General features: G+C 38.9%; 19 protein-coding genes. 10 read left to right on the top strand and 9 right to left on the bottom strand.

Annotated features, from left to right (window positions below; all coding sequences use genetic code 11):
• Positions 1-297 precede the first annotated feature (297 nt).
• The 4 genes from OC25_RS19490 to tilS form a co-directional block, all read right to left on the bottom strand.
• Complete coding sequence (locus tag OC25_RS19490) at positions 298-744, bottom strand: KTSC domain-containing protein (protein ID WP_039479545.1); 447 nt, start codon at positions 742-744, stop codon at positions 298-300.
• Positions 745-972: 228 nt separating this feature from the next.
• Positions 973-2,115 (bottom strand): N-acetyl-alpha-D-glucosaminyl L-malate synthase BshA, encoded by a 1,143-nt coding sequence (gene bshA / locus OC25_RS19485; RefSeq protein ID WP_039479543.1) that lies wholly within the window; start codon positions 2,113-2,115, stop codon positions 973-975.
• 160 nt (positions 2,116-2,275) lie between these two features.
• Positions 2,276-2,764 (bottom strand): hypothetical protein, encoded by a 489-nt coding sequence (locus OC25_RS19480; RefSeq protein WP_039479541.1) that lies wholly within the window; start codon positions 2,762-2,764, stop codon positions 2,276-2,278.
• Positions 2,765-4,096: a tRNA lysidine(34) synthetase TilS gene (tilS, locus tag OC25_RS19475; RefSeq protein ID WP_039479538.1), complete on the bottom strand. Its 1,332-nt coding sequence runs from the start codon at positions 4,094-4,096 to the stop codon at positions 2,765-2,767. It lies immediately after the preceding gene.
• 65 nt (positions 4,097-4,161) lie between these two features.
• Between tilS and OC25_RS19470 the strand changes: the two genes are divergently transcribed.
• A complete protein-coding gene (locus OC25_RS19470; protein ID WP_039479536.1) occupies positions 4,162-6,549 on the top strand; it encodes an OstA-like protein in 2,388 nt (795 codons plus the stop codon).
• Positions 6,550-6,616: 67 nt separating this feature from the next.
• On the opposite strand, the gene OC25_RS19465 is transcribed toward OC25_RS19470, so the two are convergent.
• Entirely contained in the window at positions 6,617-7,195 is a 579-nt protein-coding gene (locus tag OC25_RS19465) for a non-canonical purine NTP diphosphatase (protein WP_039479533.1), read from the bottom strand.
• A 121-nt stretch (positions 7,196-7,316) separates the two neighbouring features.
• Positions 7,317-7,970, bottom strand: a complete 654-nt coding sequence (locus OC25_RS19460; RefSeq protein ID WP_039479531.1) for a hypothetical protein — start codon at positions 7,968-7,970, stop codon at positions 7,317-7,319.
• Between the two features lie 104 nt (positions 7,971-8,074).
• Here OC25_RS19460 and OC25_RS19455 point away from each other — a divergent pair, with 104 nt between their 5' ends.
• From OC25_RS19455 to OC25_RS19415, 9 genes are all read left to right on the top strand, one after another.
• Positions 8,075-8,662, top strand: a complete 588-nt coding sequence (locus tag OC25_RS19455) for a hypothetical protein (protein WP_245222089.1) — start codon at positions 8,075-8,077, stop codon at positions 8,660-8,662.
• Positions 8,663-8,719: 57 nt separating this feature from the next.
• Positions 8,720-10,078, top strand: a complete 1,359-nt coding sequence (locus OC25_RS19450; RefSeq protein WP_039479530.1) for a peptidylprolyl isomerase — start codon at positions 8,720-8,722, stop codon at positions 10,076-10,078.
• Positions 10,079-10,083: 5 nt separating this feature from the next.
• Positions 10,084-11,046, top strand: a complete 963-nt coding sequence (locus OC25_RS19445; RefSeq protein ID WP_039479527.1) for an AAA family ATPase — start codon at positions 10,084-10,086, stop codon at positions 11,044-11,046.
• A gap of 81 nt (positions 11,047-11,127) precedes the next feature.
• Complete coding sequence (locus OC25_RS19440) at positions 11,128-11,742, top strand: HD domain-containing protein (RefSeq protein WP_052266320.1); 615 nt, start codon at positions 11,128-11,130, stop codon at positions 11,740-11,742.
• 36 nt (positions 11,743-11,778) lie between these two features.
• Positions 11,779-12,357 (top strand): YdeI/OmpD-associated family protein, encoded by a 579-nt coding sequence (locus OC25_RS19435; protein WP_039479524.1) that lies wholly within the window; start codon positions 11,779-11,781, stop codon positions 12,355-12,357.
• A 185-nt stretch (positions 12,358-12,542) separates the two neighbouring features.
• A complete protein-coding gene (locus OC25_RS19430; protein ID WP_039479523.1) occupies positions 12,543-13,130 on the top strand; it encodes a class I SAM-dependent methyltransferase in 588 nt (195 codons plus the stop codon).
• Positions 13,127-13,630, top strand: a complete 504-nt coding sequence (locus OC25_RS19425) for a hypothetical protein (protein ID WP_039479519.1) — start codon at positions 13,127-13,129, stop codon at positions 13,628-13,630. Before OC25_RS19430 ends, OC25_RS19425 begins: the two co-directional genes overlap by 4 nt.
• A gap of 252 nt (positions 13,631-13,882) precedes the next feature.
• On the top strand, positions 13,883-14,404 hold the full coding sequence (locus tag OC25_RS19420; protein WP_039479518.1) for a tetratricopeptide repeat protein: 522 nt from the start codon (positions 13,883-13,885) through the stop codon (positions 14,402-14,404).
• 121 nt (positions 14,405-14,525) lie between these two features.
• Positions 14,526-14,717: a hypothetical protein gene (locus OC25_RS19415; RefSeq protein WP_039479515.1), complete on the top strand. Its 192-nt coding sequence runs from the start codon at positions 14,526-14,528 to the stop codon at positions 14,715-14,717.
• Positions 14,718-14,842: 125 nt separating this feature from the next.
• Here OC25_RS19415 and OC25_RS19410 read toward each other — a convergent pair whose 3' ends face one another.
• The 3 genes from OC25_RS19410 to OC25_RS19400 form a co-directional block, all read right to left on the bottom strand.
• Positions 14,843-15,730, bottom strand: coding sequence for a glycerophosphodiester phosphodiesterase family protein (locus OC25_RS19410; RefSeq protein ID WP_039479513.1), 888 nt, complete (start codon positions 15,728-15,730; stop codon positions 14,843-14,845).
• A 105-nt stretch (positions 15,731-15,835) separates the two neighbouring features.
• On the bottom strand, positions 15,836-16,693 hold the full coding sequence (locus OC25_RS19405) for a DUF4440 domain-containing protein (protein ID WP_039479510.1): 858 nt from the start codon (positions 16,691-16,693) through the stop codon (positions 15,836-15,838).
• An 85-nt stretch (positions 16,694-16,778) separates the two neighbouring features.
• The gene (locus OC25_RS19400) at positions 16,779-17,753 is read right to left on the bottom strand and encodes a M28 family peptidase (RefSeq protein ID WP_039479507.1); all 975 of its coding nucleotides are present in this window, start codon (positions 17,751-17,753) and stop codon (positions 16,779-16,781) included.
• Positions 17,754-17,831: the final 78 nt, after the last annotated feature.

The raw sequence follows: 17,831 nt of genomic DNA, 5'->3' as shown, positions 1-17,831 counted from the left end.
GAGATGCTGAAACAAGTTCAGCATGACGATCACCCCATTAATCCCGCTCCTGGCATCACCACCTAAACATCCTGCTCCCTAGACCGTCACCCTAAACATCTAACACCCGAACGCCACCCTGAATTTATTTCAGGGTCTCTTCCCCTTTGCAGAACACATGTATCAAGATGATTATCTTGCACCACAAGAGATGTTGAAATAAATCCGATAGCTATCGGATCAGCATGACGAGCAGAGCGTAACTAAACAAAAAAGACCTACCTAAAAGCAAGTCTTTCACTATTTTATAGCTTTAAACTAAGCAGGCTCTGCCACTTTAGCTACGTTACGATAGGGATAAGAATTGCAGATGTGACGGCGCGCAAAACGACCCGGCGAATCAGCATTTACCAGTTTGATGTAAATTGCACGTGGCACATCAAAATATTCGTAAGCACTGCCATCAAAAAACTGAATATTTAAAACCGATTGTTTGTATTCAAAATCTAAAATATTAGAATTGGTAATCGTTTCGGTATAAGTCTCGATATTTTGTTCGCGTGTTTCAGGAGCAATACTCACTAAGAAATGATAAGCTTCGATAATCTCTTTACTTCTTGCTTCCGCAGCCAGTTTCTCTTCTTCTACCTGAAATTTATCAGGGTGACACTCTTTCATCATGGTGCGGTAAACCGACTTAAGCGTCGCAAGTTCAGCTGTTTTATCCACGTTCAACAGCTTTCTGTAATCTACTATTTTCTTCATTTGCCGCAAAGGTACGATTTATAATGATTTGATTTTGAGAAAGTTTTGTTTTAACAAGTATTTCTCCCAGAAGTGTTTAAACTTTTTATTCCGGTAACATCAATTTAACACCTCCAGGCTTAAAGCTGTTTTCAAATATCAATCCCAAATCAACCCGCCATGTTCCTCAACAAAAATGCCACCCGAAATAAATCGGGTGGCATTTAATCGCTTTAATCAATCAAAAAATTAATATTTGGTTTGTAATGATGCTTCAATTACTTCCTTATAAAAGCTGATGTATTCGGGCAGGATTTTTTTAAGATCAAAATCCTGTGCACGTGTAAATGCATTTTCTTTAAACCGTTTTAATGTCTCGTCATCTTTTAAAATTTCGATTGCATGTGCAGCCATATCATCCACATCGCCAACGTTGCTCATGTAGCCACAAAAGCCATCAACATTCAATTCGGGCAAACCGCCGGCATTGGTAGTAATGATTGGCACTTTACAAGCCATAGCCTCTAAGGCCGCCAAACCGAAGCTTTCTGATTCTGATGGCATTAAGAAAAGATCAGAAACCGACAAAATTTCTTCTACTGCATCTTGTTTCCCTAAAAACCTTACGTTTTCGCAAATATTTAACGATCTGCAAAGCTGCTCGTTGTAAACACGCTCTGGTCCATCGCCAACCATTAGCAATTTAGAAGGAATTACCGCCTGTACCTTTTCGAAAACGCGAATCACATCACCCGTACGTTTTACCTTGCGGAAATTAGAGGTATGAATTAAAATACGCTCGTTATTGGGCGCAATAGCCTTTTTAAAGTGATCTTTTGCCTGTAAACTAAAACGGCTGAAATCAATAAAATTGGGGATTACCTTAATATCTTTGGTGATTTCGAAATGATTGTAAGTGTCTTTTCTCAAATCGTCAGAAACGGTAGTTACGCCATCGCTCTGGTTAATAGAAAAAGTAACCACAGGTTTATAAGTCGGATCTTTACCTACCAGCGTAATATCGGTACCGTGCAAAGTGGTTACCACCGGAATATGAATACCATAGCTGGCTAAAATCTGCTTCGCCATGAAAGCTGCCGAAGCATGCGGAATAGCATAATGCACGTGTAATACATCTAATTGCTCAAAACGCACCACATCTACCAGTTTACTGGCCAATGCCGATTCGTATGGAGCATAATCGAAAAGCGGATAATCCCTTACCGACACCTCGTGATAAAACAAATTAGCTGAAAAGAAATCGAGCCTGGCTGGCTGACTATAAGTAATAAAGTGAACCTGATGCCCCTCGTTAGCAAGTGCTTTACCAAGTTCTGTTGCAACTACTCCACTACCGCCAAAAGTGGGGTAGCAAACAATTCCTATCTTCATCGTAAATGTATTGTTGTTACCGCAAATGTAGCCGATTTTAAGCTATAATGCGTGTCGGTTTATTGCAATAAAAATAGTGACATTTCTGTGTTATTTGCCTAGTTTATTTAAAGCAAAAACAGTAGCCTGAAATTGAGTAAGATTAGGGATTAAAATGAAATTATTTCAGGTTCCGCATTTCTTCTTTAATCACCAATAACAGTTCGTTTGGTCTTTGCGTACCAATAAAGTATTCCAATCCATCACGGTCGGTTAATACTACTGCATCTTTACCCGATGAGTAAAAACGGATGGTACCTTTGGTATGCAGGTTATAAACCGGGTTGTTAAAAAAGTAGCGACTGTAAACAGCTTTACGCACATCTACAATGCTGTTCAAATCAATTTTTACGCGTTTAGTCGTCCACAAACCATCTAAGATCATGCTGCCATTGTCGACAACAATTTTGTACTGGATTAAAAAAAGCAGCAGCATCGAAACGCCAATAATTCCGAAACCTACCACCAGGAACAAATCCTGTGTGTTATCGCGGTCGCGCTCGTAAACATAGGCAGCAAAACAAAAAGCAGCCATAATTAACCTGATGAAAATGCGCACATAATCACGGCCGATGTATTGTTTTTCGATATAGGCGTATTTGCTTTCCACTTATTTAATTTTGAGTTCGAATATAGCAACTTTTTTGGTTGCGGGGGTTAATTTATATCGGTTATCCTGGCGCATCCCTACAATCCACACAATTTCACCATTTCCATTTACCAATATCGGCGTTGTACTTTTTAAATGCAAGGGCACCTTTTCATCAATAAAATAATCGCTTACCTTTTTGGCATTACGCATACCTAGCGGGATAAATTTATCGCCATTTTGCCAGTTCCGTAACACCAAAGGATAAATCAGCTTACCGGCATTTACAAAAGCCTTATTCGCATCCAAATCAAACTTTACCTCACTGCTAAAAGCCATGGCAATTTCGTGGTCCGTAAATGTAATACACGCGGTTTCTGGGTGTATAAACTGGTTTGCGACTATGGCAGTGTCTTTTTTTACAATAACCAGATCGCTCCTGTTTATAATGGCCTGATGGCTGCTACTAAAGAAATGCGTTCCGCTTAGCGCTTTCAAGCTCCCCAGAATCTCTTCAACCACATTTTCACTAAAACCAAAAGGCTTTAAAAGTTCGTACAGTAATAATTTTTGTGGATTTAAAGCTGCAATCTCCTTTAAATCGATATAAACGCCATCAGCCCGTTCGTTTAAAATTCTGGCCTGTAATTTTTGAACCTCCAGGTTTAAAAAAGTTTCAATTTCAGCAAAACGCGCCATGTTTTCGGCAAAAGTTTTCTCCAGGTCAGGGTTTATTTCCTGCAAATGTGGCACAACCTGTAAACGCAGTTTATTGCGGGTATAATGGGTACTGAGGTTCGAACTATCCTCAACAAAATCGATATTGTTTTTTGCCACAATTTCATTTACTTCCTGGCGGTTTAAAAACAACAGCGGTCTAATTAATTTATCGCGTTTAGGTAAAATGCCATGCAAACCACTAATTCCGGTGCCACGCACCAGGTTAATCAGTACGGTTTCAACAGCATCGTTCTGGTGTTGCGCCAAAGCAATGTAATCGTAACCTTCAGCGCTTCTTATTTCTTCAAACCAGGTATAACGCAGCTCCCGTGCGGCCATCTGTGTCGAAATTTTATGCTGATGTGCATATTTTTTCGTCTCAAAATGCGTTACATAAAAAGGTAACCCTAAATTGCCGGCCAAAAGCGCAACAAAATGCTCGTCACGCTGGGCTTCATCGGCCCTTAAATTAAAGTTACAATGTGCCACACCAACATCTACGCCTATTGCCTTAAACAAATGTAACATCAATACAGAATCTTTACCGCCGCTTACAGCCAAAAGAATGCGGTTACCTTCAGTAAACAGCTGTTGCTGTTCAATAAAATCACGAAATTGCTGTAAGGGTAACATCCACCAAAAATATTTAATTTTAACTGGTATTCCGAACGTTCGGAACAAAAAACTAACTTTGTAGTGTGCAAAAACTATTTGTCTTTTTATTCCTTTTAATCAGCCCGGCATTTTTATTCGGTCAGCAACCTGCATCGAAAATTAAAATCGTTTCCTTTACAAAAGTAACCGGTGACAGGAAAAACAATGCTACCTATCTTCGCAATCCTGTTTTTCAGCAAGATAACGCAACTTTAACCTGCGATAGTGCTATTTTTTATAGTGAACGAAACTACTTCGAAGCTTTTAAAAATGTGCACATCAATCAAACCGGAACGGATATCTATTCCGACCAGCTGGAATACGACGGAAATAAAAAACAGGCTCATTTAACCGGAAATGTGCTGATGAAGGACCCTACATCGACTTTAACCACCAATATTTTAGATTACAACACACTCACTAAAATAGGCACCTACACCAGTGGGGGTAAAATTGTAAACAAAGATGTAACGCTCACCAGTAAAAACGGTTATTATTTCAGCGAAAGAAATGTTGCGTACTTCAGGTATGATGTAGTTGTGGTTACGCCGCAATCTACCATCAAATCGGATACCATGAGCTACAATACTCAGGATAAATGGACCTATTTCTATGGCCCTACTAATATTAAGGGAAAAGATGACAACCTCTACACCGAAAATGGCCAGTACAATACCTTAACCGAAGATGCCTTTTTCGGGAAAAAAAACCTTTACACACAGGCCACACGGTCGTTAAAAGGCGATAGTTTATATTATTATGGCAAAAAAGGAATAGGTAAAGCCGTTAAAAATATCGTTTTTTCTGACACGAAGGATAAAATGAAAATGTTTGGCGATTTGGGCTACTATTACAAAGCCGATCAGAGAACCCTGGTTACCCGCAATGCTTACGTAGGCATTGGTACTGAAGATTCGGTAATGGTGAAGAATAAAAAGCGACCCGATAGTTTATGGATGGGTGCCGATACCCTCGAAACACAGATGGTATTGCAAAAAACTTTAAAATTAATCCCGAAAATTTCCATTAAAGCCGATAACCAGGTTGGCGAGGATGATGAAGGAGGCGCTGCAAAAAAAGGAAGCGGAGAGGCCAAATATAAACCAGAAAGTGAACCTGCACAAAAAGACGACCGCAGTAAACGTAATTTAAGGAACAGTAAAGCTGATAAGAAAAAGAAAGGTAAAGGCGATTCGGATACCGTAGACCCAACAACACTATTAAAAGACAAAAACATTGATAGCTTAAAATTAAAAGTCGATTCCGCCGGCAAAGCCCTGCCTACAGCCTTAACAGATAGCCTGAAAAAAAGCAATGTTTTGAAAGCCAAAGCCGATTCTTTAATCAAAAAACTCCCTGCGCTAAAAACAGATAGCTTACAGAAAAAGATAACGGCCAAAGCTGATGCACTGGTTAAGCCGAATGTTAAAACCCAGATCGACAGTCTAAGCAAAAAAGTATTAAAACCAGGTGCTAAAGATAGTTTAACCAAAGCCATAGGTAACTTAAAACCCGGAGCATTGAAGAATGACACCGCTAAGTTTAACCCTGCCGATACGGTACAGGCACGTATAATAAAAGCTTTCCATGGCGTAAAGATTTTTAAAACCAATATTCAGGCAAAAACCGACAGCCTTTTTTATACCAGCGCCGATTCTACCCTCCGTTGTTACAGTAACCCGATTATCTGGTCGGAAGGCTCGCAACAGGTAGGCGATACGATTTATGTGCAGTTTAAAAATAAAAAGCTTAACAATTTACAAGCCATCCGCAATGCATTTCTGGTAAATACTCCTAAAGATTCATTAAGGTTTAACCAGATCAAGGGCAGATTGATGACCGGCTTTTTTCACGATGGCAGACTAAAAAACCTCTATGTTGATGGCAATGCCGAAAGTATTTATTACACTCAAGACGACAGTACGAAGGTTTATAAAGAAATGAACCAAACCCTGAGCAGCAGGATTAAATTTATTTTTAAGAGTAAAGAGAATGCCATCGAAGATATTGTTTACATTAAAGGAGTTGAAGGTGCATTAAACCCCGAAAATGAAATTGCAAAAGACCATGTTTTAAAAGGCTTTTCGTGGAAACCTACGGAAAGGCCTAAGTCGAAAAAAGATGCTGCCGGCTCAGCAGGAAAACCCAAAGCCAAATTAAAACCCAAGGTTGTTGCAGGCAAAACGCCGGCTACTAAATCGCCTGTAAACAATAAAGCTGTAAACCCTGCCGGCAAAACTACCACAACACCAAATGTTCCACAGCCTAAAACAACAGTAGTAAAAGACAGTGTAAACCTGGATAAGAAATTACCGGTGGCTAGACCTGCTGACAGTGCTAATTTTGGCATTAAGCCGATTTTACCTAAAAAGGATTCAACTCAAGTGAAGAAAGATACCACGCAGGTTAAGAAGGGCGGAACCAAACTTTAATATTATGATAAGAGACCCTGAAATAAATCCGATAGCTATCGGATCAGGGGTGACGACTCCAATGGAGCTATGCATCCCCTTTTAAAAAAGTCATCATCTTTTCTAACGCAATGGCGCGGTGGCTAATTTTATTCTTTTCGGCCATATCCATTTCAGCGAAAGTAATATCGTAACCATCAGGCTGAAATATAGGATCGTAACCAAAGCCTTTCGATCCTGATAGCTCAGTTCTGATTGTCCCTTCAATTATGCCTTCAAAAATATGGTTCTTGCCATCCTGCATTAACGAAATAACGGTTTTAAACCTGGCTTTTCTATTTCCTATTCCCTCAAGTTTCTTTAAAACAAGTTGTATGTTTTCTAAACTATCACGACTCCCCGAGTACCTTGCAGAATATACACCGGGTTCGTTATTAAGCGCATCTACTTCCAAACCACTGTCATCGGCAAAGCAATCCAGATTAAAATGCTCCACTACATAGCTGCTTTTTAAAGTGGCGTTACCTTCAAAAGTATCTGCAGTTTCGGGAATATCGGTTAAGCAACCAATATCTTCGAGGTTAAGCACTTCGTATTTGCCTGCCAGGGCCAAACGGATTTCTTCGGTTTTATGTTGGTTATTGGTTGCGAAAACAAGTTTTTTCATTTTAAAAGAGGTAAAAGGTTTAGGGTGTAAGGCTTGAGGGTCGATCTGTTGCTAAATTTAAAATTCTACAACTTGATTCGGATACTAAATACTTGATACTTGACTCTACAATATTAAGCCTCTATTTAATTTTCTGCAGATTGCCCCAAAGCAATTTCTTTGCGGTTAAATCGCTGTCTAAATGGTGCAGATTAGGCGCAAAAATAATGCGGGTGGTGCCGTGGGTAATGATCTCGTTCTGCCAAACCAGATCTAATTTTAAATGTGCAATTTCTACCCCGAACGAGAGCATAGTAACCGGTTTAAAAAACTGATACAGTTCAGCAAAATCAGTGCCTTGATACCTCGAGTAATTCAGAATGGCAAAATCAGGTGTTCCGAGGTCTACCGCTTTAACAATTTTGCGCAACAATTCGCGACCTTGTTCAGTACTCACATCATTGCTTTCATCGTTAACCAGAATAAGCACCGATTTTTTATTTCCACCTAAAAACTTAAAGGTTTTTGCAGGTTCAGGTTCTGCCACAACGTGCGTAATTTCAGGCGACTGAGGATAAACTTTAGGTATTTCGGGTGCTTTAATACCCGGAATTTGTGTTACTTCGGTCTTCACAGCCGATTCTTTTTGCGGTTCGGCAGCTACTTGAGCTGCTACAAAAACGGGCTCAGCATTACGTAACGGCTGAATTTCTACACTTTCATCTTTTACCAGAAAAACCTCGTCGGTAAAAAATAAACGTAAAGCATTCGCATTGTTGGTAAGCTGGTTTTCCATTCGTATTTTTGCAGGATAATAATTTCTGTTAAAATTAGTTAAATATCTTATAATAGCGACGCTAATTGTTACTTTTATCCCTTAAAATTTATAGACTGCTCTACGTGAGAAAAGCTTTTTGCCTGTTTATTTTTAGCTTTATTTATAGCATTTCGTTTGCACAAAACGTAGCTGTAGTTAATGGCAAACCAATAAGTACCAAAGAGTTTATGTGGGCATACAAAAAAAGCCATAACGGAAATATCAGTATTTCTTACGATACGCTTCAGGCTTATTTAAACCTTTATATAAATTTTAAACTTAAGGTTTTAGATGCCCGCGAAATGGGTCTCGATAAAACCCCTGGCTACCAGGAAGAAATCAAAAATTATGAAGAAGCCTTAAGTACCCACAAAAAAGCGGTTATAAGCAGCAAAGATCATGATTTTTTATTAAACGAATACCGCGAAGGCGTGCTGATGTTTAATGTTTCTGAACAAAAAATCTGGAACAAAGCACAGGATGATGAGCGGGCGATTGACGAGTTTTACAGTAAAAACAAACAAAATTACAATAAACCGTTAAGCGAGGTTAGAGGCGATGTAATTGCCGATTACCAACAAAGTTTGGAAGAAAAGTGGCTGAAGAGCCTCAAACAAAAATACCAGACTAAAATTAACGATGGTGAACTAAAAAAGCTGTCCAGACTATAATTTAACCGGTTTTTTGGTAACCAATAAGTATTAAATTTGCAAAATATAAACAATAGAATGAAGAAAGTTTTTTTAGTAGCAACCGCTTTAATGGGCCTGTTTTTAAACAGTAATGCACAAAAGCACACGGTAGATAAAGTTGCTGCTGTTGTAGGAGGTAATATTATCCTGCTATCAGATTTAAATCAACAATACACCCAATATCTTTATCAGGGAAATCCGCCTAATGAATCCATTAAGTGTAAAATTTTGCAACAAACCCTTACTCAAAAACTGCTGAAACAACAGGCCGAAATCGATTCGGTAATGGTTGAAGACGGTGCCGTTGATGATGAGGTAAACAAGCGTATGCGTTACAGCATGCAACGTGCCGGCGGACAAGAGCGCTTAGAGCAATTTTTGAACAAATCGGTACTTCAATATAAAGATGAGATCCGTCCATCGGTAAAAGATGAGCTGATTGCACAAAAAATGCAGCAAAAAATCACCGAAAATATTAACGTTACCCCGATGGAGGTTGAAAAATATTTTAAATCGTTGGGCGATAGCATTCCTGAATTTAATACCGAAGTAGAAGTTGGCGAGGTGGTGTTAAACCCTCAGTTAACCCGTGCAGAGAAGCAAAAATTCCGCGATAAAATTGAAGCCTTAAGGTTAAGGGTTAAGAGTGGCGAGGATATGGGCGTATTGGCTAAAACCTATTCAGAAGATCCGGGGTCGGCATCAGATGGTGGTGACTATGGCTTTATCGACAGAAATACCATGGTAAAAGAATTTACGGCCTGGGCATTTAAATTAAAAGCCGGCGAAATTTCACCGGTATTCGAAACCGAATATGGTTTCCACTTTTTACAGGTATTAGAGCGCAGAGGTGAGCAGGTACACGTTAGGCACATTTTAATTATGCCTAAAACTACACCTGAAAGTTTAACCCGTTTAAAATTGCATGCCGATAGTATTTACAACAACATTATGGGTAAAAAATTAAGCTTTGCAGCTGCTGCCAACCTTTACTCAGATAATAAAGAAACCAAATACAATGGTGGTATGATGTTAAATGCCGAAAATGTTCAGGCAAGAAGTACCTTAATCCCGGTTGATAAATTAGATCCTGCGGTATTTCTGGTAATCGATACCATGAAAGTAGGTGGTATTTCTAAGCCTGATTTATTTACTGCACCTGATGGCAAACAAGGTTACCGTATCTTATATTTAAAAGCCAAAATACCACCTCACAAAGCCAATATGGTACAGGATTTCTCAAAAATCAGAGATGCTGCACAAAGTGATAAAATTAATCGTACTTTAAGCGAATGGTTTGAGAAACGTCGCGAGAGTACTTACATTAAAATCGACGACGAATTCAATACCTGCGATGAATTAAAAATCTGGACTAAAACCACAGCCGCAAAATAATACAAATGCAGTATAAGAACGAAGTAGAAGCTGTTGATGCGCTTCATCAATCATTCAACAACATTAAAGCCGAAATAAGCAAAGTCGTAGTTGGACAAGATGACATCATAAAATCTGTTTTAATCGCCATTTTTAGCAACGGGCATTGCCTGTTGGTTGGTGTACCCGGATTAGCCAAAACTTTACTTGTTCAAACTGTAGCGTCGGTTTTAGACCTCGATTTTAACCGTATCCAGTTTACCCCCGATTTAATGCCAAGCGATATTATTGGCGCAGAGATTTTAGGCGAAGACAGGCACTTTAAATTTATAAAAGGGCCTGTTTTTTCTAACATTATCCTGGCCGATGAAATTAACCGTACCCCTCCAAAAACGCAAGCTGCCTTATTAGAAGCCATGCAGGAGAAATCGGTTACCGCAGCCGGCCAAACCCATAGCCTGCCCAAACCGTTTTTCGTTTTGGCTACGCAAAACCCAATTGAACAGGAAGGAACCTATCCTTTGCCAGAGGCACAGTTAGACCGTTTCATGTTCAACATTCAGCTAAACTACCCTGCCTTTGCAGATGAGTTAAATATTGTAAAAAACACCACCAGCAATAAAACCGTGGCGTTACAAAAAATCATCCATGCCGATGATATCCAGTACTTCCAAAAACTAATTCGTGATATTCCGGTTACCGATAATGTTTTAGAATATGCCGTAAAACTTGCAGCTAAAACCCGCCCGAACACCGAATTTGCAACTGAGGCGGTAAATAAATACATCAGCTGGGGAGCAGGCCCAAGGGCTTCGCAATTTCTGGTATTAGGCGCAAAATGCCACGCTGCCGTAACCGGTAAATACTCTCCCGATATTGAAGATGTTAAAGCCGTTGCAGAGCCCATTTTACGCCACCGCATTGTACGTAATTACCGCGCAGAAGCTGAGGGTTTATCGATTGAAAAAATTATAAAAGATTTATTGTAGGTTAGTCGGGATTCATTCCAAACAACGGGAAATGACAACTCCAATCTGTATCTTGTGTATCGATACCAATCGTAAAACCTTGTGCTAAAAGAAACATTCATTCATCTCCTTAAAAATTATACGAATAGCGAAAGTATAATTGCAGAATTTTGGGGAGAAATTGAGCATAGCTACACCCATAAAAAAAGGTATTATCATACCCTTTCTCACCTCGATAACCTGTTAGCGCAATTAACTGCCGTGAAACATAAAATTGAAGGTTGGGATACCATCTTATTCACTTTGTTCTATCATGATGTCGTTTATAATGCATTAAAATCAGACAATGAAGAACAAAGTGCAGCGCTCGCTGAAAAAAGAATGAAGCAGATTTCAGTTCCCGATTATATGATCAGGAACTGTAAAAATCAAATACTAGCAACTAAAAAACATCTTACCGATACCGAATCAGATACAAATTATTTTACAGACGCTGATCTTTCGATATTGGGCGAAAACCTCGAAAACTATATGGTGTATGCTCAAAATGTAAGAAAGGAATATTCAGTTTATCCGGATCCCGTTTATATTCCGGGGCGAAAAAAGGTTTTGGAACATTTCATAAAAATGGAACGGATTTATAAAACAGATTATTTCTACCATAAATTTGAAAACCAGGCAAAACATAACCTGCAGTTTGAGTTAGGTCGCCTTTAATTATTTTTGTCGGGTAAAATTAATGCATAAACAACGATGGTAGGAAAAACAACCGAAACCTTTTGCCCTACCAGTCGCAAAGACTGGCGTGATTGGCTGTTAAAACACCACGACACCAAACAATCGGTTTCGCTGATTTGCTACAAAACCAAAGCCAATAAACCCACCATATCCTGGAGTGATGCCGTAGAAGAAGCCCTTTGCTTTGGCTGGATTGACAGCGTTAGAAAAACAATTGATGAAGAAAGTTTTTCCCAGTTTTTTAGCAGGCGAAAGCCCAATAGTGGTTGGTCGAAAATTAATAAAGCCAAGGTTGAGCAATTAACTGCAGCCGGCTTAATGGCACCTGCAGGGGTAGCGTGTATCGAACGTGCTAAAGCAAATGGCTCGTGGGTAATTTTAGATGAAGTAGAAGAACTTACCATCCCTGACGACTTAATGGCTGCATTTGAAATTACAGCCGGCAGTGAGGCATTTTTTACCGGTTTAAGTAAATCGGTACGTAAGGCCATGCTACAATGGATTACTATGGCTAAACGCTCTGAAACACGGCAGAAAAGAATTGCCGAACTGGTTGAACTGGCCGGTCAGAACAAAAAGCCTAAACAATTTTAATTTTTAGTTTAACTGTTAGTCGGGATTTGTAATCCCTTCCTTTATTTAAGTGGATTAAAAATCCACAGAACTTTAGGTCTGGATTATAAATCCAGACCAACACCTCGTGCAAAAAATTATATTTGTAATAACGAATAAATGCTGGAGTATACTATTGCTTTTAACTAACCTTAACCTCATCTGAATTGAGTGCGCTAACCAGTTTCTATAACCGATTTGCTTTTTTCTACCCGTTGGTTGATATTTTTCTGAAACCGCAAAAGAAAAAATTCTTTAACGAAATTAATCAGTTACCGCATGGAAAGCTGCTCGAAATTGGGGTTGGCAATGGATCACATTTCCATTTATACCAAAGACATCAAATTACTGGAATAGAAATTTCTTCGGCCATGCTTAACACCGCTAAAAAGCATTCGGATGGTACTATTGCACTTTTCGAGATGAATGGTGAGGAATTAACTTTTGAACCTGAAACTTTTGATTATGTAGTTCTTTCGCATGTAGTTGCCGTAGCACAGCACCCTGAGAAACTCATCACGCAATGCCATAAAGTGCTAAAACCAGGTGGAAAATTGCTGATATTAAACCATTTTACTCCAAACAACTGGCTAAAATATGTAGACCGGGCCTTTAATTTATTTGCTGGCTTATTTCAATTGAAATCTTTATTTTACATCCACCATATTAAGGCTATTGAACGGTTTAAACCTGAAAAAGAAATTGACTTAAAACCATTTGCTTATTTTAAAATCTTAATGCTCGTCAAATCTTGAAAAAACACTATTGGTATATTGCCCCGGCATTAATCATCAGTTTATTTATCTACCTCTTTTACCGGACGGATAAAACATTGGTGAACCAGATTTTTATTCAATTCAGTTCTTTAAAAACATACGAAGATTTAAAATACAGCATTACCACTACTTTACCGTTAAATAAATACATCATTTACTCTTTGCCCGAAGGACTTTGGGTTTTCTGCATCACCCTAACTTCGAAGGGCTTTTATATTAAATTTTTTAACAGGCAAATCGATTGTGTTTTAATCCCGCCGGCATTTGCAATCGGGCTTGAATTATTTCAACTGCTCCACATTACCAATGGCCGTTTTGATATACTGGATATAGCAATTTCGCTGCTCTTTTGGTTTTTGGCATTAAAAATTACGCAAACCAAAGCACGGCTGGAGAATGTATTTAATGCTTTCAACCTTAACAGTGCGGTTTGTTTACTGAGCTATTGCATTGTGTATCTGGCGCACGTAAATTCCTGAAATTTTAATTTAACATTTGCAATTCACTGGAAATAAATATATTTGCATCAAATTTTACTACAGTGCTACGTCAAATACATATCCAGCAAACAAACTTTAGCCCGTCTTGTGGCTTAAAGGGTTGGGGTATTGATGTAAATTTCCTTTCCAATCCTTAAGGTTTAAGGGCCAACCTATAAATCTACATTTAACCAATCTTTTTTTATTACCCTTTGCTAAGCAGTATGGCTTATCAAAACTATTATATCCATTATGGACATTTATACCACTGCCGACGAAAAATATCTGCAGGCGATTGAAGAATTAAATTGGGGCGAACTGCCCAAAGCGCTTCAATATTTTAACGAACTCATTGCTTTTGATCCTGATTATGCCCGTGCTTATTTTCAGCTGGGGAATTTATACCATTACCGTTTTAAAGATTACAAAACTGCAGGTTATTATTACAAGCGCTGTATCGAACTGGATGCCGATTTTCCGGAAGTTTACGAACCTTATCTTAAGCTCGTAATTACACTGAAAATGCATAAACTGGTCAAACAGATTGCCGATAAAGCCTTAAGTATTGCAGGCGTTTGCGAAGCCCGGATTTACGAAAATTTAGGCCTGCATGCCGAGCAACAGCAAAATTTTAGCGGTGCTGCCAGTTATTTTAAAAAGGCTGAACTGTTTAATGCCGTGCAAGATCAGCACAGCGTTTTGCAGGAACATCAGGACCGGATTAAAAACAAGCTGAACAGTACTAAAGCAATGATTTATGATTTACAGGGATAAAGGTTCGCCTTTATCCCTTTTCGCCATACAAATCAGTAGTTTAATCTTTTTATTTTAATTTTGTTATTATCTTTACCGCACAATTACAAAGCATAAATTTTTAAATCAAAAATATTTCGATATGTCAGCTCACGATTCACACGCACCAGTTCAGCAAACTAAAGGCATTTGGGCATTACCATTAACTGCCTGGATTATTGTTTTAATCTTGCTTGTGGCTTTCACAAGACCAATTTTCCACCATGAAGAAGAAGGTGCTTCACACGAAAAAACTGAAGTGCATCACTCAGAAGCTGCTGAATCGCACCACTAGGCATTGCCATTACATAAAACAAGAAAAGCGCTTTAATCAGCGCTTTTTTTGTGTCTTGCTGGTTGGTGTATCCACCAACCAGCAGCTATATCTATGTCGGTCGGTGGAGACACCGACCGATAAGCCTATTTATCCAATTGTCCCATAATGTTTGGGAAATCGGTAATAATTCCGTCTACACCCAGATCTTTAAAATATTTGACTTCCTTAACTGTGTTCACCGTCCAGGGGATAATTTTGATACCCATGGCATGGCAACGATCTACCAGCCCCTTACCTACCAATACCGAATACGGACTGTAAATAGTAGGTTTAAAGCCTAATTTTTCAATGTAGGTTTCGAAAGGTTCTTTCTCATCAATTAACAGCGAAGTTTGCACCTTAGGGTATTTCTCGTGCAGGTATTGCAGTGTACGCATATCAAACGACTCGATAATTACCCGTTTAGCCAGTTTTTTCGCATTAATAATCTCCATAATCAAATCCACAAACTCAGCAGGCTCGGGATGAAACTCATTATCGCCATTTTTAATGGTTTTGGTTTCGATACTGTAAACCGGTTTGGCCAGTTTGTGCTCCTTAACATATGCCTCAACCGCATCAATGGTTTCAGTAAGCAGGGGTTTATAAGCCTTAAACTTCATCTGCCCCGGAAAACGGTCGTGAACTTTACTGCCTACATCAAACTTTTTAACCTCTTCATAGTCCATTTTATAAATGTTAAACTTCTTTTGGTCTTTCAGGCTAATGGGCTTTCCATTGGGCTGTAAAGAAATTTCATTGTTAAAATAAGGTTCCTGCGAAAGTACTACCATCTTATCTTTCGAAATTACTGCATCCATTTCTAAGGTAGTAACACCTAAATCGAGTGCTTTTAACATCCCTTCAATGGTATTTTCGGGCATAATTCCCCTTGCGCCGGCTTTGCCCTGCACATCGAACTTTTGTTTCTGGGCCGAAACATTAAAACACAATAAAGCGAAAGCAGAGAATAAAAGTATTTTTTTATGCATGAATTTTAAACGTAAAATGAACAATTTTATTAGTGTAACTACAAATTGCGAAATAAAAAAAGGGCTTCTTTTTACGGAAAGCCCTCTTCAATTCACATTTGTTATTTATCTTTCGGCAGGTACAAAGGCCTGTACAATTAAATTCCAGCTTGCATCTGCGGCTTTTTCGTAAACAAAAACATAGTTAAAACTTTCGCGGAGGTCTGCTTTATAATCAATGGTGGCTACCCCATAAGTATAGGCTAAATCGCTACCAATTGCTTTATCTACACCAGTTGTTTTTAAACTAATTTTGCTCACCATACCATTGTAGAAAGCAACAATTTTACCTTTTCCTTCAATGGCTTCATTACCCGGGAAAAGCAAACGTGCATCGTTGGTTAAAAAGCCGCCAAAAGCTGCAATACCATGTGTTTTTAATAAGGTATTTAAAGTTTTTTCGGTAGTTAAGATAATTTCTTTACCAGCTTTAACCTCTTTTTCATTTAAAAATTTTGGCGCTACATGGTCTTTTGGCTCAATAAACTGTGGCGTAAATTTAGCCAAAGGCTTGTTGCTTTCGGTACCCAGATCAATCGCCAGTTTCCATTTGCCATTCTCCGATTTCCAGATCGACAGGTACTGTCCGTATTTTTTATCTGTTCCGTCAACTTCGTATGGACCAGTAGTGAAACCTAAATCTCCGCTGCGCGATACTTTAGCTAAATTTGGCGTCCATGAAACACCGTTTTCGCTGTTTGCTTTATTGGCATAAAAAGTTTTAACGTTAACCGGGTTTGGTCTGAATACCAATGCACTGCCTAGCGAATATTCAAGAAAAGCCTCTTTGTCTCCGTTTTTTGCCACCGCTTTGGCAAAATCTTTCTCAGCATTTACTAAAGATTTGGTTGTTCCATCACTTTTTTGAGCGAATGTGCTCAGTGCTAGAAGTGAAGCTATGGCAGTTGTAAATAGGTGTTTCATTATCAGTTTAAAATATAGTTTGGCGAATATAAAATTTTCTTTAGGGTATGGTTTTAAAAGTAATTAACAATTTCACATTATGGGCTTACTTTTCCCTGTAAATGGTTTCTAAAACGGTTTGACCGGTAGCTTTTAACGTGTTTTTATCAATATTGGCCAAATTATCCAGCTGGGTATGCCAGTTAATATAGAAACCGCTGTTATCATTGTAATGAATAATATCGATTGATGGCACACCGGCTTTGTTCATCCAGAAATGATCATCAACCAATCTTCCACTTGGAATTTTGGTAAAATAAGAGGCATAGCCAATTTCATTACCAATATCCCACACTTTATTAGCCACATCAGGTGCTGCCTGGCGCGAAATTTCATCTTGTGTAAACTGGGCGTTGCCACCGCCTACCATATCGAGGTTAATACCATAAAGCGCTTTATAACCCGAAGCCACAGCCTGTTTAGCCCAATATTGCGAGCCCAGGCACCAGGTGGTTTCATCTGGTGTTTCATCGTTGGCTTTGCCATAATCTTCCAAATCCCACAATACGAAATCGACACCTACATTAGGCTGTTTCTGCTGTATCTGGCGCGCCATTTCTAAAATCACGGCAACACCACTGGCACCATCGTTTGCAGCGTCAAATGCTTTGGTATGATTGGCTGGGTCGGTATCCTGATCAGAAAAAGGGCGGGCATCCCAATGGGCAGTGATTAAAACCCTGTTCTTTTGTGTGGGATTAAAAACAGCAACAATATTTTTCAGCTGAAAGCTTTTACCATCGTAAGTACTTGTTTTTTCACCCTGTACTTTAACATCCGCACCGAACGATTTTAATTTGGCTACCAGATAATCAGCACATTTTTGGTGTGCTGCAGTTCCCGGAATACGCGGCCCAAAATCTACCTGCGCCTTGGTATAGGCATAAGCACTATCGGCATTAAAATCAGGCGATACTGTTGTTATCTTTTCCTCACTTTGGCTGGTATCAGCTTGTTTATTTTTACAAGCCTGCAAGGCCATCAGGCCAATAAAAGGCAGGATAAATATTTTTTTGTTCATGATTAATTTAATCTAAAATTCTGCCACTATTAGGAAGGTAACTATACAAATGGCTTATTTCATCCCCCTGCCCCCTTC

Source organism: Pedobacter kyungheensis, assembly GCF_000812965.1.
GTDB lineage: Bacteria > Bacteroidota > Bacteroidia > Sphingobacteriales > Sphingobacteriaceae > Pedobacter > Pedobacter kyungheensis.
The sequence above is the reverse complement of the archived record's forward strand: the minus strand, read 5'-3'. Positions and strand labels throughout refer to the sequence as shown.

Coding starts and splice junctions, on each gene's coding strand:
- OC25_RS19420 (WP_039479518.1), top strand. CDS start 13,883: ATGGACATTTATACCACTGCCGACGAAAAATATCTGCAGGCGATTGAA.
- OC25_RS19410 (WP_039479513.1), bottom strand. CDS start 15,730: ATGCATAAAAAAATACTTTTATTCTCTGCTTTCGCTTTATTGTGTTTT.
- OC25_RS19400 (WP_039479507.1), bottom strand. CDS start 17,753: ATGAACAAAAAAATATTTATCCTGCCTTTTATTGGCCTGATGGCCTTG.
- OC25_RS19435 (WP_039479524.1), top strand. CDS start 11,779: ATGGTAGGAAAAACAACCGAAACCTTTTGCCCTACCAGTCGCAAAGAC.
- OC25_RS19460 (WP_039479531.1), bottom strand. CDS start 7,970: ATGGAAAACCAGCTTACCAACAATGCGAATGCTTTACGTTTATTTTTT.
- OC25_RS19415 (WP_039479515.1), top strand. CDS start 14,526: ATGTCAGCTCACGATTCACACGCACCAGTTCAGCAAACTAAAGGCATT.
- OC25_RS19445 (WP_039479527.1), top strand. CDS start 10,084: ATGCAGTATAAGAACGAAGTAGAAGCTGTTGATGCGCTTCATCAATCA.
- OC25_RS19450 (WP_039479530.1), top strand. CDS start 8,720: ATGAAGAAAGTTTTTTTAGTAGCAACCGCTTTAATGGGCCTGTTTTTA.
- bshA (WP_039479543.1), bottom strand. CDS start 2,115: ATGAAGATAGGAATTGTTTGCTACCCCACTTTTGGCGGTAGTGGAGTA.
- tilS (WP_039479538.1), bottom strand. CDS start 4,096: ATGTTACCCTTACAGCAATTTCGTGATTTTATTGAACAGCAACAGCTG.
- OC25_RS19405 (WP_039479510.1), bottom strand. CDS start 16,693: ATGAAACACCTATTTACAACTGCCATAGCTTCACTTCTAGCACTGAGC.
- OC25_RS19465 (WP_039479533.1), bottom strand. CDS start 7,195: ATGAAAAAACTTGTTTTCGCAACCAATAACCAACATAAAACCGAAGAA.
- OC25_RS19490 (WP_039479545.1), bottom strand. CDS start 744: ATGAAGAAAATAGTAGATTACAGAAAGCTGTTGAACGTGGATAAAACA.